This is a genomic window from Myxococcus sp. XM-1-1-1 (assembly GCF_020037095.1).
Lineage (GTDB): Bacteria > Myxococcota > Myxococcia > Myxococcales > Myxococcaceae > Myxococcus > Myxococcus fulvus.
Genome location: NZ_JAIQDH010000007.1, coordinates 78,935 through 92,711, shown reverse-complemented (window position 1 = coordinate 92,711; position 13,777 = coordinate 78,935). Strand labels below are relative to the sequence as shown.

Annotated in this window: 13 protein-coding genes; 6 read left to right on the top strand and 7 right to left on the bottom strand. The window is 71.6% G+C overall.

Annotated features, from left to right (window positions below; genetic code table 11):
• Positions 1 to 5 precede the first annotated feature (5 nt).
• Positions 6 to 539 (top strand): GNAT family N-acetyltransferase, encoded by a 534-nt coding sequence (locus K8640_RS16075; protein ID WP_223747809.1) that lies wholly within the window; start codon positions 6 to 8, stop codon positions 537 to 539.
• Here K8640_RS16075 and K8640_RS16070 read toward each other — a convergent pair.
• The 4 genes from K8640_RS16070 to add all read right to left on the bottom strand — a co-directional run bounded on the left by K8640_RS16070 (position 532) and on the right by add (position 4,778).
• On the bottom strand, positions 532 to 999 hold the full coding sequence (locus K8640_RS16070; protein ID WP_223747808.1) for a hypothetical protein: 468 nt from the start codon (positions 997 to 999) through the stop codon (positions 532 to 534). The two genes, K8640_RS16075 and K8640_RS16070, sit on opposite strands and share 8 nt — an antisense overlap.
• Positions 1,000 to 1,127: 128 nt before the next feature.
• A complete protein-coding gene (locus tag K8640_RS16065) occupies positions 1,128 to 2,552 on the bottom strand; it encodes an RtcB family protein (protein WP_223747807.1) in 1,425 nt (474 codons plus the stop codon).
• A 175-nt stretch (positions 2,553 to 2,727) separates the two neighbouring features.
• Complete coding sequence (locus tag K8640_RS16060) at positions 2,728 to 3,507, bottom strand: SDR family NAD(P)-dependent oxidoreductase (RefSeq protein WP_223747806.1); 780 nt, start codon at positions 3,505 to 3,507, stop codon at positions 2,728 to 2,730.
• 107 nt (positions 3,508 to 3,614) lie between these two features.
• Positions 3,615 to 4,778, bottom strand: coding sequence for an adenosine deaminase (gene add / locus K8640_RS16055; protein WP_046711669.1), 1,164 nt, complete (start codon positions 4,776 to 4,778; stop codon positions 3,615 to 3,617).
• A 92-nt stretch (positions 4,779 to 4,870) separates the two neighbouring features.
• On the opposite strand from add, the gene K8640_RS16050 reads away from it, so the two are divergent.
• Positions 4,871 to 5,917, top strand: coding sequence for a PQQ-binding-like beta-propeller repeat protein (locus K8640_RS16050; protein WP_370640352.1), 1,047 nt, complete (start codon positions 4,871 to 4,873; stop codon positions 5,915 to 5,917).
• Between the two features lie 214 nt (positions 5,918 to 6,131).
• On the opposite strand, the gene K8640_RS16045 is transcribed toward K8640_RS16050, so the two are convergent.
• Complete coding sequence (locus tag K8640_RS16045; protein WP_141326224.1) at positions 6,132 to 8,444, bottom strand: ATP-dependent helicase; 2,313 nt, start codon at positions 8,442 to 8,444, stop codon at positions 6,132 to 6,134.
• A 125-nt stretch (positions 8,445 to 8,569) separates the two neighbouring features.
• Between K8640_RS16045 and K8640_RS16040 the strand changes: the two genes are divergently transcribed.
• From K8640_RS16040 to K8640_RS16025, 4 genes are all read left to right on the top strand, one after another.
• Positions 8,570 to 9,055 carry a PaaI family thioesterase gene (locus K8640_RS16040; RefSeq protein WP_223747804.1) on the top strand — a complete coding sequence of 162 codons (486 nt, stop codon included), beginning with the start codon at positions 8,570 to 8,572 and terminating at the stop codon, positions 9,053 to 9,055.
• Between the two features lie 123 nt (positions 9,056 to 9,178).
• On the top strand, positions 9,179 to 9,823 hold the full coding sequence (locus K8640_RS16035; RefSeq protein WP_223747803.1) for an RNA polymerase sigma factor: 645 nt from the start codon (positions 9,179 to 9,181) through the stop codon (positions 9,821 to 9,823).
• Positions 9,816 to 10,364: a zf-HC2 domain-containing protein gene (locus K8640_RS16030; RefSeq protein WP_223747802.1), complete on the top strand. Its 549-nt coding sequence runs from the start codon at positions 9,816 to 9,818 to the stop codon at positions 10,362 to 10,364. Before K8640_RS16035 ends, K8640_RS16030 begins: the two co-directional genes overlap by 8 nt.
• An 11-nt stretch (positions 10,365 to 10,375) precedes the next feature.
• Positions 10,376 to 11,542, top strand: coding sequence for an AraC family transcriptional regulator (locus K8640_RS16025; RefSeq protein ID WP_223747801.1), 1,167 nt, complete (start codon positions 10,376 to 10,378; stop codon positions 11,540 to 11,542).
• A 68-nt stretch (positions 11,543 to 11,610) separates the two neighbouring features.
• Here K8640_RS16025 and K8640_RS16020 read toward each other — a convergent pair whose 3' ends face one another.
• Both K8640_RS16020 and K8640_RS16015 read right to left on the bottom strand, forming a co-directional pair.
• On the bottom strand, positions 11,611 to 12,798 hold the full coding sequence (locus K8640_RS16020; protein ID WP_223747800.1) for a hypothetical protein: 1,188 nt from the start codon (positions 12,796 to 12,798) through the stop codon (positions 11,611 to 11,613).
• Positions 12,799 to 12,844: 46 nt separating this feature from the next.
• Positions 12,845 to 13,516, bottom strand: coding sequence for an RNA polymerase sigma factor (locus K8640_RS16015; protein ID WP_046711661.1), 672 nt, complete (start codon positions 13,514 to 13,516; stop codon positions 12,845 to 12,847).
• Positions 13,517 to 13,777 lie beyond the last annotated feature (261 nt).

Below are 13,777 nucleotides of genomic sequence, written 5' to 3'. Positions count from 1 at the left end.
CGGCCATGGGCGCGTCGGGCGGGCTCCACCTTCGGCCAGCACGGGACTCGGACCGGCGCGCCCTGTGGCGCGTCCACACCGAGGCGGTGGGGACGTTGTGTCAGGGCGTCTATGCGCCCGACGAGCTGAGCACCTGGGTGCGGCTGTTGCGGCCGGAGGGCTATCTGCGCCCGGACCGGCCGCGCACCGTGCTGGTGGCGGAGCGCGACCGGCGGCTGGTGGGCTTCGGCCAGCTGGACTCGCTCAACGGGGAGCTGGAGGCGCTGTATGTGCTTCCGGACCAGGTGGGCCACGGCGTGGGCACCCACCTGCTCGCCGCGCTGGAGTCGGTGGCCTGGGGCGGAGGGAGTCCCCAGGTGGGCCTGGACGCGAGCCTCAACGCGGAGGACTTCTACCGTCACCGGGGCTACGTGTCGCTGCACGAGGCGCGGCGGCCCCTGACGGCGCGGGTGCAGCTGGCCTGCGTGCGGATGCAGAAGCGCAGGCCCGTGCTCCCGACGCGCCGTGGGGCCACCACGGCAGCGCCCGCGCCTATCTGAAGGCGGCCTTCACCTCGGGCTTGAAGAGCACCACCAGGGCCCAGATGCTGATGGGGAGCGCCAGGCAGCCACAGGTGCCACAGCATGGCACCAGTGACGCGAAGCAGCCGGCCACCGCGAGCCCCCAGTTCTGGAGCTTCTTCATCATCAGCGCGCCGAAGAAGGCGAGCGCGTTGAGGAGGATGACGGGGCCGTACCACATGAGCCGGCCCGCGAAGGAGCTGGTGGAGGTGAGCAGGGCGCGGTTCTGCTCCAGGGCGTCCTGATAGGGCGCGAGCGCCGGGTTGTTGAAGAGCTGCTCCAGGTCGTCCGGATTCACCGGCGACAGCAGGCTGACGATGGCCCACAGCAGGCTCACGCCGGCCAGCACCATGAGCAGGATGGCCGGAACCGACACGGCGTCCTTGGGGTTGGAGCGAGGAAAGCCGTCTCCCGCGGGAGCTCCGTAGGTGTTCTCCATGTCCTTGTCTCTCCCTTGATGCGTGAAGGGTGGGCCCGGGCCCACGCGCGTGGGGCGCATTCCAGCCAGGGGACGGGGCGTGGACCAAGGAAAATGGCACGCCGTCGTCCCCGGGCTGTCGTTGTAGCTCAGGCCTTGAAGGTGAGCAGCGGGGCCAGCCGGGCCACTTCGCGGACGATGCCGGCCTCCACCTGGGAGTCCACCACCGGACGGATGGGCTTGTAGGCGGCGGGGGCCTCCTCCACGCGGCGCTCGGCGCGCAGGGAGATGCAGTCCACGCCGGACAGGCCCAGCGCGGCCTCGCTGTGGTCCGCTCCGCCGCGCGACATGGAGAAGCGCGAGCGGGCGCGGCCCGCCCCGTGCGACGCGGACTCGAGCGAGCGCGCGTCGCCGCACCCCACCATGAGGAAGGACGTGGCGCCCATGGAGCCGGGGATGATGACGGGCTGTCCGTCGCCCGCGGGGCAGGCCCCCTTGCGCGCCAGCCACCCGCCCTCGTACGGGAGCGTGAGGTTGTGGGGCACGTCGTAGACGAGCGGCGCCTCCACGTCCCCGAACAGCTCGCGCAGCGTCTGGCGCAACAGCTCCGCGAGCAGCAGCCGGTTGAGGAAGGCGTAGTTGGCGGCGGTGGCCTCGGCCTCCAGGTAGCCGGCGACGAGCGCCTCGTCGGCGAGCGGGAGGATGCCGCTCTCCGGGAAGGGCGCGCCCTGGGGCCAGGCCTTGCGCGTGCGCTCCCGCCAGGCCACGCCCACGTGCTTGCCCACGTCCCGGCTGCCCGAGTGAATCATGAACGCGAGCTGGCCTTCGCGCACGCCCCACGCCCAGGCCCGCGCGCGGTCCTCGACGGCCTCCACGCGCTGCACCTCGACGAAGTGGTTGCCTCCGCCGATGGTGGCCAGGCCCGCGTCGCGCACCACGCCCTCGCGGGTGAGCGCGTCCGGTGCCCAGGTCGGGTCGCCGTGCAGCGCGCCGCCCAGGTGGATGCGGTCCACCTCCGCGTCGAGCTGCGCCAGGTCCGCGGTGCGAGCGCAGCCCAGCGGCGTGTCCAGCGTCTCCAGCAGCCAGCCGGGGAGGCCGTCACGCAGGAGCGCGGTGGAGGCGCGCGAGGACATGGCGACGTCCCGCGTGCCGAAGAAGTAGTGGCCCTTCATGCGCTCGACGAAGTCGTCCCGGCGGGAGAGGAAGTCCTCCACCGACAGGTCGGCGACGTGCAGGCGCATGCCGCAGTTGATGTCGGTGCCCACGGCGCCGGGGACGACGAGCCCCCGCGTGTGCAGCACCGAGCCGATGGCCACGCCGGAGTCACCCGGGTGGAAGTCGGGGGTGGCGCGCACGCGGAGGACCTCTCCGCCGCCCGGGTGCTTCAGGGCCGCGAGGTGCGCGAGTTGTTGGAAGGCCTTGCCCTCGACGGGCAGGTCCGGGGGGAGGAGCACCTCGGCGGGCGGCGCGTTCGCGTCACCCAGGAGGCGCACGGAGTAGAGGCGACCGTCATAGGTCACCTCGAGCCCCTCGCGGGCAAGCGCCCGCAGGAGCCGATTCAGTTTCGGCTGCATGACCAACTCGGGAATGCCCCGAGGGCTCGCGTACGAGCGCCCCGGGGGGACGTGGCGGAGGAGATGGTGGACCTTGGGTCAGCAGCCGCGGTCGCCGGACGGCCCGAAGGCCATCCTCAGCGCGCAGGGACGCCGTGGGTCCACGAACCTGACGATGTCCCTCGCCCGGGCGCTACTACGTCGCGCCGGACAGGCCCCCGTCCACGTTGATGGCCGCGCCGCTGATGTAGCCACCGCGCGGCGACAGCAGGAAGGCCACCACGTCGGCGAACTCGTCCGCGCGGCCCACGCGCCCCAGGGGGATGCCCGCGTTGCGCGCCATCTCCGTCTGGAACGTCTCCACCGGCTTGCCCAGCTCCTGCGCCCGGCGCACCCACTGGCCGCTCTCGATGATGCCCACCAGCACCGCGTTGACGCGGATGTTGCGCGGCCCCAGCTCCTTCGACAGCGCCTTGGTGAGCGCCAGGCCCGCCGCGCGCGACACCGACGACGGCGTGGACTGCGCGCCCGGCGTCTTCGCCCCAATCGCCAGCACGTTGACGATGGCGCCACCACCCGCCTCGCTCAGCAGTGGCAACACATGGCGCGACGCGCGCACGGCCGCGAACAGCTTGAGCTGGAGGTCCGCTTCCCACTCCGCGTCCGACACCGACGCGAAGGGCCGGGCCGCCGCGGTGCCGGCGTTGTTCACCAGCGCGTCCACCCGGCCCCACCGCGCATGCGCGGCGTCGACGAAGTGCTCCACCTCCCACGCCCTGGACACGTCCGCCTGCACCGCGAGCACGTCCCCGCCCTCGGCCCTGAGCGCCTCGGCCGTGGCCGCCAGCCGCTCCGCGCCCCGGGCACAGAGGGCCACCTTCGCCCCCTCGCGCACGAGCCGCCGGGCCACCGCCGCCCCCAGCCCGTCCGAGCCCCCCGTCACCAGCACCACCTTGCCACCCAGCTCCAGGTCCATGTGCGCCTCCGTCCCGGGCCATGACACCAGGAGGCCCGGGAGGGAGCCACCTGCCTGGCCACCGACGCGCGGCCGATGACGCCGCGCGCATGGTGGAGGCTACGCCATCACGCCGGCTGCTTCACCGGCACATGCCGCTTCTTGTCGAAGGCCACCAACGTGTTGGCGATCTCCTCGTTCACCAGCCGCAGCATGTCCTGCTTCTCCCGGAACGGGAGGAAGGCGCTCTTGAAGCCGGAGACGATGATGGTCGCCAGGTCGTCCAGCGACAGCCCCAGCTCCTTGTGCGCCACCCACAGCTCCTTCGTCACCGTGGTGTCGGTGATGAGGCGGTTGTCGGTGTTGATGGTCACCCGCAGGCCGTAGTCGAAGTAGAACTTCAGCGGGTGCGCCTGGAGGCTGGACACCGCGCCCGTCTGCACGTTGGACGTGGGGCAGACCTCCAGCGGAATCCGGTGGTCGTTGACGTAGTTGAGCAGGTCCCCGTCCTCGCGCAGCCGCGTGCCGTGGCCGATGCGGTGCGAGCCCAGGTTGTGGATGGCCTGGGAGATGGACTCGGGGCCGTACGCCTCACCGGCGTGCGCGGTGCAGTTGACGTTGTTCTTGAGGATGAGCTGGAAGGCGTCCTTGTGGTCCTTGGCGGGGAAGCTCGCCTCGGCGCCGGCCAGGTCGAAGCCGATGACGCCCCGGTTCTTGTAGGCCACCGACAGCTCCGCCAGCCGCATGGACGTCTGCGGGTTGATGTGGCGGATGCCGCAGACGATGACGCCGCACTTGATGCCCGTCTCGCGCTTGGCCACGCGCAGGCCCTCGAGCACCGAGTCGATGACCGTGGTCATCTTCAGGCCCTTCTGCAGGTGCAGCGCGGGCGAGTAGCGCACCTCCAGCCAGCGCACGTTCTCCGCCGCCGCGTCCACCGCCAGCTCGTACGCCGCGCGGTAGAGCGCGTCCGCCGTCTGGAGCACCGAGAGCGTCACGTCGAACGCGACCAGGTACTCCTCCAGGCTCTTGCACACCTCACCCATGTGGATGGCGCGCGCCAGGCCGTCCTCGGTGTCCGCGGGCAGCTTCACCTTCTGCTGCTCGGCCAGCTCGAGGATGGTCTTCACCCGCATGGAGCCATCCAGGTGGCAATGCAGGTCCGTCTTGGGGAGCGCGTGCAGCAGCTCCTCCGTCACCGCCAGCGTGGGGGGCGGGACGAAGTCCGTCCGCCGGGCTCCAGAAGGGATGCCGGTGGCGCTGGGAATCTCGTCGTCACGAATCGTAGGCATGGTCGAATTTCCTTCCTTACGCCATCCTCCAAACCATGTCGCCCCGCGCGTGTCCATGCAGGCACACCCTCCTCGCCCTGGCCCTGACATTGGTGTCGGCCGCGGGGTGTCGAGAACCCGCGCAGACGGCTTTCCGGTACTCCACGGATGCATCCTCCCGCGCGGGCCTGACGCCGCTGTCCGACGGGGTCCTCACCGGCAACGAGGCCGGCGCCGTGGTGCGCCTGGACCGGACGGGCACCCTGCAATGGCGGGTGGCCCTGGGCCGCGAGGTGGCCACGCGCCCCGTCGTCGCGGGTGACAGCGTCATCGCCGGGACGGTCGCCGGAGACCTGGTGTCCCTCTCCCTGGCGGACGGCTCGGAGCGCTGGCGGCTCACCGGTGAGCCCCCCGTCCTGACCCCCCTCGTCGTGGCTCCGGACGGGCAGTCCCTCTTCGTGGTGGCCCCGGATGGCGCGGTGCGTTCGCTGGCGGTGGACACCGGGAAGGTCCGCTGGAGGACCCCCGCGCCCAAGTCCGCCGAGCCCCCGCCGGAGTCGGGCCGAGGCCTCCCCGCGCCAGTGCTGGCCGACGGACGGCTCGTCGTCGCGCTCGTCGGCGCGGGCCTCGTGGCCCTGTCCGTGGCGGACGGCGCCACGCTCTGGCGGCAGGCCACGGAGGACGTGCTCGGCCTGGAGGCGGAGGGTGACGTCCTGTTCCTCGGCACGAAGGCGTCCCAGGTCCGGGCCCTCCGCGCGAAGGACGGCGGGATGCTCTGGGAGAAGACCGTGGCGGACTCGCTCACGGGCCCGCCGTCCCTGGCGCTGGGCATGTTGTGGGTGGGGGCTCGGACGCAGGACGCGCCGGTGCTGGTGGGACTGTCTCCGTCGGACGGGAAGGAGCTGGCGCGCATGGGGCTGCCCGACCCGCTCACCACGCGCGTGGCCGAGGCCATCGGGGAGCTGCTCCTGGTGCCCACGCAGGGACGGCAGGGGCGACTGGTGGCGCTCAAGCGTCCGACGTGGGAGCGCGCGTTCTCCCTGCGCACCGACACGGCGCTGCGCTCGCCGCCGGTGGTCCAGGGGGACCAGGTGTTCGTGCTCGGACAGGACGGGCGGGTGCTGTCCTGGAAGCTGCGCCCGCTCGAGAACAGTCCCTGAGGCGAACCGTGTCCGTCAGGCGCCTTTGGGCCCGCGCGTCCTTACCGGAATCCGCGCCCGTCCGACGAGGCCTTACACGCTCAGGACTCTGCTGGTTCGAATCCAGCCCCCTCCACTCACGTGGAGGGGTAGCCAAATGGTAAAGGCACCAGATTAAAAACCTGGCAGTCGACCCTCATGGCTTCCTCACTCGGGCGCGGACTGCCCCACCCCGCTACCCTGGCATCAGGAAGCGGGCGATGACGCGCTTGAGGCCCACGGCGCCGCCGAACTCCACCGTCACCTTCGCGTTGGGCCCCGTGCCGTCCGCGGCGACGATGCGGCCCACGCCGAACTGCTCGTGCCGCACGCGCATGCCGCGCACGTCGCCGCTCACCCCGTCCATGTCCGACGCCTGTGAGTAGGAGCGGTCGATGCGCGGACCGTCGTCCTCGTCCCAGGTCCGCTTGCGCGGCGCCGCCATGGGAGCGGGCCGGGGCGGCTCCGGGATGTCCTGCTCGCTGATGCCGAACAGCTTGGGAGGCACGTCGCGCAGGAAGCGGCTGGGCGGGTTGTAGCGCAGCTCACCGAACAGCGAGCGGCACTGCGCCAGGCTCACGAAGAGCCGCTTGCGCGCGCGAGTGAAGCCCACGTAGCAGAGCCGCCGCTCCTCGGCCATCTCCTCGCCGTTGTCCGGGTCCTCGCCCTTGAGCGCGCGCGAGTGCGGGAAGACGCCGTCCTCCAGCCCCGTGAGGAACACCGCGTCGAACTCCAGGCCCTTCGCCGCGTGCAGCGTCATCAGCGCCACCCGACCCTCGCCCACCTCCGCGTCCGCGTCGCCCACCAGCGAAATCTGCTCGAGGAACGCCTGCAGCGGGGGCGTGTCCGCCGACAGGGGCGCCGCGTCCACCTCCGGAGGCACCTCGACCTGAGGCCCGGACGCCGCGGCCACCGCCGCCGCGGCGCGGTTCAGGTCGAACTCCTGCGCGGCGCCCAGGAACTCGCGAAGGTTCTCCGCCCGCGTCGTCGACTCGTCGCTGCCCTCGGCGACCAGCGTCTCCACCAGCTTCGTCTCGCGGAGCATCTCGTCCACCGCGCTCGCCGCGTCCGTCGTCCCCTGCGCGTAGCGGTGCAGGGACTCCAACAGCCCGTGGAAGGTGCGCAGCCGCTTCACCGCGGTGGTGTTGAGCGCGGGGATGAGCCCGGGCTCGGCGAGCACCTCGTAGAGGCTCTGGTTGCGGGTGTTCGCGTGGTCCACCACCCGCTCCACCGTGGTGTCGCCGATGCCGCGCGCCGGCGTGTTGATGATGCGCAAGAGGTCCGCGTCCGAGCGCGGGTTCACCATCAGCCGCAGGTACGCGGAGGCGTCCCGCACCTCGGCCCGGTCATAGAAGCTGCGCCCGCTCACCAGCGTGTACGGCACGCGCGCCAGCCGCAGCGCCTCCTCCAGCACGCGGCTCTGCGCATTGACGCGGTAGAACACCGCCATGCTGGAGAACTTGATGAAGCCCTCCCGCTGGAGCGCGAGAATCTGCCGCGCGACCTCCTGCGCCTCCATCCGCTCGTCGCGGTTGAGCATCAGCTGGAGCGTCTGGCCCGCGGGCCGGTCCGACCACAGCTTCTTCTCCATCCGGCGCGTGTTCTTCCGGATGACCTCGTAGGCCGCGTCCAGGATGTTGCGGTCCGAGCGGTAGTTCTGCTCGAGCTTCACCACCTTGGCGCCGGGGTACTCGCGCGGGAAGTTGAGGATGTTGTCCACGTCCGCGCCGCGCCAGCGGTAGATGGACTGGTCGTCGTCACCGACGACGACCAGGTTCGCCGAGGGCGGCGGCGCCAGCTGCTTGAGCAGCGCGTACTGCACGGGGTTGGTGTCCTGGAACTCGTCCACCAGCACGTGGTGGAAGCGCCGACGGTAGTTCTCCAGCACCTCCGGCCGCTTGCGGAAGAGCGTCACCAGCAAGAGCAGCAGGTCCCCGAAGTCCACCGCGTTGGCCGCGCGCAGGCGCTCCTGGTACGCGTGGTAGACGCGCTGGACGAGCAGCCCGCGCTCGTCACCCGGCTCCACCTCCATGTCCTCGGGCAGCCGGGCCTGGTTCTTCTCCTGGTCGATGCGGCTCAGGATTTCGCGCGGCTGCATGGACTGCTCCAGCCCCGCCTCGCGCATGGCGCGCTTGACGACGTTGAGCTGGTCACCGTCGTCGTAGATGACGAACGAGCGGGTGAGCCCCACGTGCTCCGCCTCCCGGCGCAGAATCATGGCCGCCGAGGAGTGGAACGTGCTCACCACCAGGTCGTTCGCCTGACGCCCCAGCAGCTGCACCAGGCGCTCGCGCATCTCGCGCGCCGCCTTGTTGGTGAAGGTGACGGCGAGGATGCGCCAGGGGAACACCTCGTGGACCTTCACCAGGTACGCCACCCGGCGGGTGATGACGCGCGTCTTGCCGCTGCCCGCGCCCGACAGGACGAGGAGCGGGCCGCCGTGGTGCAGCACGGCCTCGCGCTGGGGGTCATTCAGGTCTTCGAGGAGGGCGGATTCGTGGGCGTTCACGGGCGACTCGGGGGGAGCCCCTGCTTCTAACGTCTTTCACCGTCCGGTGGGCGTCCTTCCGCACCCCCTGGCACGCCCGGCCGGTCCCTCGGGCGCCGAGGCTCGGGTATATAGGGCCAGACATCATGTCCGACGCCCCCTCCGTCCCCCCGGCGAAGCCCTCCCAGGCCGCGCTGGACCGCTACGCCGAGCTGTTCAACCAGAGCCTCACCCTGCGCCACTTCGGCGCCCAGGTCGCCTTCCCGGAGGGCCGCAAGGTGGTGGTCACCATCCCCGAGCTCAAGCCCGAACACCGCGGCGGCGTGGGCAGCGCCGCGGCCGTCAACGGCGGCATCCTCGCCGCCCTCTTCGACTACGCCATCGGCACCAGCGGCGCGCTGGTGGACCCGTCCAGGAGATGCGCCACCGTGCAGCTCTCCATGAGCTTCCAGCGCCCCGTCACCGGCGACCACCTGCGCGTGGAGGCCGAAGTCGACAGCCAGGGCCTCACCCTGCTGTTCGCCACCGCCCGCGTCTACGACAGCGAGAACCGCGTCTGCGGCCAGTGCCAGGGCGTCGTCCGCCTCTCCAACCTCCCCTGGCCCTCGGGGGAAAGCCCCGCCGCGAACTGACCTTTGGCCACCCCTCCGCACATCCTGCTGGCGCCCGGCGATATGTCCGCCACGGACGTACGTTCCCCGGAGACCGGGGAGCGGCCAGAGCCCCCAGACGCAGCAGAGCGACGGGAAGACGGCATGAGTGCAGCCGTGCAGGGCCTGCGGATGACGACGGTTCGACTAGCGAGGGAAGCCGAGGAGCCGATGGAGGCGGCGCGCGGGGCGGACGAGGAGGTCCTGGCGCGCAAGGCGCTCGCCGGCGACCGGTCTGCCTGGGACGCGTTGGTTGCGCGCCACCACCGCCGCGTCGTGGTATCGCTCCTGGCCCGGGGCGTCCGGGTGGACCGGGCCCACGAGCTCGCCCAGGAGACGTGGGCGAGGCTCATCCAACAACAGCAGCGTGGGCTGCTGACGGAGCTGCGCCTGCCCAACCTCGCCCTCACCCAGGCGGCCTTCCTGGCCGCGGACGATGCCCGCCGGGCCCGGCGAGAGTCCATCTCCGGGGCGGTGGAGGAACTGCCCGAGCGTCAGCATCCGGTGGACCCGGCCGTGTCCGCCGAGCGTCGCCTGCTGTCCGAGGAACAACTGTCCCGCGCCCATGCCGCGCTCGCCCAGGTGTCGCCGAGCGCGCGGAGCGTCTTCCTCCTGGCCTGTGACGGCCAGGAGCTACCCCATGCCGAAGTCGCCGCGAAAGTCGGACTCTCCGTCCAGCGCGTGCGGCAGATCCTGTGCGAGGTGCGCAAGAAGCTGCGCTCCGCGCTCGAGGAGGAGACCCATGCTTAAGCCCCACCTGACCCGCGACTCCGCGGAGCAGTACATCCTGGGCGCGCTCGCCCCGGAGAAGGCGGCGGCGTTGGAGGCCCACACGCTGGAGTGTGAGCCTTGCGCCCTGCTGCTGCAGGAAGAGGCGCTCCTGTCCGAACAGCTCAACGAGGTCGCCCAGGACTGGAGCGTCCGCGAGGAGCGCGTGGCGCGTCCCGCGCGCTGGCACGCGCGCCGCGCGGCCGCGGGCGTCGCCATCGCGGCCCTGGCGGCCTCGCTGGCCCTGGTGCTGCTGCCCGGGGGCAAGGCCACGCAGTCGCGGGAGCTGGAACCCGGGGAGGCGCTGCCGCCCACACTGGCGCTCGGACTGGAGGAGGACCTTCCGGCGACGAACGTGGTGGCCTGCCCGGACCTGGCCACGCAGGCGTTCTGCACGCGCAAGGCGGCGGAGCGGGGCCTGCTGGTCATGACCCCCTCGGGCATCGCCGAGGTCCCCCGCTATGAGGCCCGGACGGGTCTCCCCGAGGGCGCGCTGAGCGCGCGCCAGCCCGTGTCGCTGTGAGGACGCCCGCCATGGACTTCCGGAAGAATCTCGCCGCCCTGCTGCTCGCCCTGGCCGCGCCCGCGGCCCTGGCCGAGCCGTCGGGCAGCACGCCGAAGCTGCCGGTGGGCTGGTACGTCACCGAGAGCGCCCCCAAGCGCTACGAGGCGGGCGTGGACACCAGCGCCCCGTGTGAGGGCAGCCGCAGCGCGTACCTGCGCTCGCTGAGCCACGACGAGGCGGGCTACGGCACCTTCATGCAGGCCTTCGGCGCGCAGGACTTCCGCGGCAAGCGGCTGCGCTTCTCCGCCGCCACACGCGTGAAGGACGTGGATGGCTGGGCGGGGCTGTGGATGCGCGTGGAGGGGCCGGACCCCAAGCAGCCGCTCGCCTTCGACAACATGCAGTCGCGCGCGCTCGTGGGCACCCGCGGCTGCAAGCGCCACGAGGTGGTGCTGGACGTGCCCAAGGAGGCCACCACCATCATGGCGGGCCTCATCATGAGCGGCACGGGCCAGGCGTGGCTGGACGGCGTGCGCTTCGAGGTGGTGGACGAGTCGGTCGCCGTGACGGACCTGCTCGCCTCGCGCCCGCTGGTGGCCTCCACCGGCCCCGCCGGGCTGGACGAGCCCACGCCGGTCGCGAAGAACGACCAACTGCCCGTGGGCCGCGTGGGTGACATCTGGTTCAACAACGGCCGCATCGCGGCGGCCAAGCCGTACACGCGGCGCCACGACGGCGTCTGGGTCAGCATCCTCTCCGAGGAGATCTACGAGCACGGCATCGCCGTGACGGGCACCTTCGGCCAGCGGCAGGTGGACCTCCGCGTGAAGGCCGGCACGTCGCTCACGCACATCGAGGGCAGCTGGGGCGAGGAGCCCGTCAGCATCCAGCTCAGCCCGGACGCGCTCACCATGAAGTGGGGCCGGCTGACGCGGCAGCTGACGCGGGACAAGGACGCGCCGGTGGACAGCACCTGCAACCGCTATGTGACGACCGAGGGTCCGCGCGTCCTGGACCTCGTCGACGTGTGCGGCGCCGCGCTGAGCACCCGCCCGCCCACCGCGCAGCTCGTGCTGAGCTTCCTCGACAACGGCTTCCGCCGCGTCGTCCCCCCGCGCAACTTCCCCATCCCGCAGCCGCCCGTCCGCAGCCGCGAGGCGCTCAACACACCGAGCGTCACCGCTCCGCCGCAGTAGTCGTGACGGTGGGCCCTTGGAGTCCCGAGGCCGCTCGCGCGGCCCCTGGGACGGCCGGGGCCTTCCTCTCAGAAGGCGAAGTCCCGCTCCAGCGTGTCATTGCCCGCCTGCACCGAGAGGTGCGCGGTGCGAGCGCCGGTGGCGGAGGCCGAGGACAAATCGAACGACAAACCCTCGGGCCCGTTCGTGGGCTTGAGCGAGGGCCGGCCGGGGCTCAGGAACACCGCCGCCGTCACCGTCCTGCCAGCCAGGGGCTGCACCAGGAGCCGCACGCGCTGACGCTCGCGCACCAGCACCACGCGGAAGTCGCGCCGCTCCTCCAGCACCTCGCGCTGCTCCGGGTGGCGCGCCGAGGACGGGCGCTGCGACACCGGGGCGCGGGACGAGCGCGCGGCCCGGGCCACGCCCGCGTCGCCCTCGTCCATCTCCAGGGCCTCTTCAATCGCGTCGTCACCCTCGCCCAGCGCCAGCACCGCCTGGGCGCACTCGCCACAGCGCGCGGTGTGCGCGTCCACGCGCTCGCGCTCGTCGGCCGTCATCAGGCCCATGTCGAAGCGCCACAAATCATCCCGTGTGAGGTGACGACGGGGAGGCGCATCCACCGGCGCGGCGTCCGCGATGTCCGCGCGGCACTCGGCGCAACCCTGGATGTGGGGGGTCGGACTCTGGGGGCCGGAGGTCCACGTCGCCACCAGGTCATCGCAGCCGGCCCGGGCACCAAACCACCAGGCCTTGTCCTGCTCCGAGGGCTCGAGGAGCGCTTGCTCCTGGCGACGCTCGGGGTTGAGGGGAATGAACCAACGGGCCCGGGGAAGCAGCAGCGCGTCCAGGTTCCCGAGCGACTCGAGGAAGCGGTCTCGATTTCGCGCCGCATCCCCCTGCAAGTCGCCATGCAGGCCCTCCCAGGCGGCGAGGGCAGATGCCTGCGAGGCGGCCCTGTCACGAGCGGCAAGTCCCTCCAGCGCCGAGGCGCGCCACACCTCGGCCTCCTCACCCCCGTCCAGCGCCACCTCCATCGCCTCTTCCGCGGCCCTCAACAGCACGGGCTGGAGCGCCTGCGGTTTCTGCGCCTGAAGCCAGGTCTCCACTTCCGGTCGACCGAGGCCCCGCAGGGCCGCCTCCACACCTTCGGTCCCCCATTGGGTCGCCCGCCTCAACAAATCTCCGGCGGCTTCGAGGACGACTCCTGGGGGGACACTCGCGGCGGTGAGCTGGGAGCGACGGGCGGCAGAGCGGGACATGGCTTCGGTCTTCATGACTTCATTCCTCCTGAATACCCCGGGGTGTGGCCGGGAAGGAGGCTCACGCTTCCTCCCCTCGTGGCGACTCGCGCTGGAGATCCAGCAGGTAGAGCTTCAAGTAGGCCTGCGCGCGACTGACGCGCTTGTAGGAATTGACCACGGTGATGTTCAGCCGACGCGCGCATTCCTCGTGATCCTCCACGTCCTCGTGGTGATACAGCTCCCATGCCGAGGCCTCCTTGGGGTGCTCCTGCTGGAGCCGTGCGAACGCGGCCCAGTACAGCTCCTGGGCGTCCGCGCGCTCCTCCGTCCTCCTGCCCATCTCGACAGCGCGAGCCCGCTCGGAAGGCGGCTCTTCCATGACGTCATCGGGGTCCGACGAGGGCGCCGCGAGCTCCTCGCGGTGCCGCCGGTAGAAGTCGATGGCCACGTGCTTGACGATGCGCAGGAAGAACGTCTTGGGAGACGCACTCCGGCCCGGCATCTGCTGGGAGATGCCACGGAACTGGTCCAGCCCGCGGTCGAGGAACTTGCCGACCGCGTCCTGATAGAGCTCGTCGCCGTCCGCTGGGGAACCGCGACCGTAGCTCGCCTGAATCTTGCTGATGACGTACCGGGCAGGCCGGCTCCACCGCTGAACCAACGCTCCGAGCGGGCCCCCAATGGGCTCGTTCGTGGCGCGGCGGCGGACCACCTCCGCGAACAATTCGTCATCCGTGAGCTGCTCGAACACCGGAAGGACCTGGGAGCTGTGCCCGGAGACCCGCCCCGGGAGATGGGATTACAGGGATGTCGCGCGGCAAGGTACCACGTTGGCATCCGCAGGCAGCCTCCGAGTGGAGCAGGGGTGCCCAGGCCACCCGGACGACCGGACAGTCGTGGCACCCACGAAGCCCGACGCCCGGGTCGCCGACTTCCTGACAGGATGATCCCCGGGGCCGTCCGGGAGGGGGAACGGGAATCTCCCGGTCAGGAACGTGGGGGCCCCCCGTCC

What these genes read in the sequence shown, in the direction of transcription:
- K8640_RS16070 (WP_223747808.1), bottom strand. Translation starts at nt 999, where the DNA reads ATGGAGAACACCTACGGAGCTCCCGCGGGAGACGGCTTTCCTCGCTCC.
- K8640_RS16030 (WP_223747802.1), top strand. Translation starts at nt 9,816, where the DNA reads ATGCTTAAGCCCCACCTGACCCGCGACTCCGCGGAGCAGTACATCCTG.
- K8640_RS16075 (WP_223747809.1), top strand. Translation starts at nt 6, where the DNA reads ATGGGCGCGTCGGGCGGGCTCCACCTTCGGCCAGCACGGGACTCGGAC.
- K8640_RS16040 (WP_223747804.1), top strand. Translation starts at nt 8,570, where the DNA reads ATGTCCGACGCCCCCTCCGTCCCCCCGGCGAAGCCCTCCCAGGCCGCG.
- K8640_RS16025 (WP_223747801.1), top strand. Translation starts at nt 10,376, where the DNA reads ATGGACTTCCGGAAGAATCTCGCCGCCCTGCTGCTCGCCCTGGCCGCG.
- add (WP_046711669.1), bottom strand. Translation starts at nt 4,778, where the DNA reads ATGCCTACGATTCGTGACGACGAGATTCCCAGCGCCACCGGCATCCCT.
- K8640_RS16020 (WP_223747800.1), bottom strand. Translation starts at nt 12,798, where the DNA reads ATGAAGACCGAAGCCATGTCCCGCTCTGCCGCCCGTCGCTCCCAGCTC.
- K8640_RS16060 (WP_223747806.1), bottom strand. Translation starts at nt 3,507, where the DNA reads ATGGACCTGGAGCTGGGTGGCAAGGTGGTGCTGGTGACGGGGGGCTCG.
- K8640_RS16065 (WP_223747807.1), bottom strand. Translation starts at nt 2,552, where the DNA reads ATGCAGCCGAAACTGAATCGGCTCCTGCGGGCGCTTGCCCGCGAGGGG.
- K8640_RS16035 (WP_223747803.1), top strand. Translation starts at nt 9,179, where the DNA reads ATGAGTGCAGCCGTGCAGGGCCTGCGGATGACGACGGTTCGACTAGCG.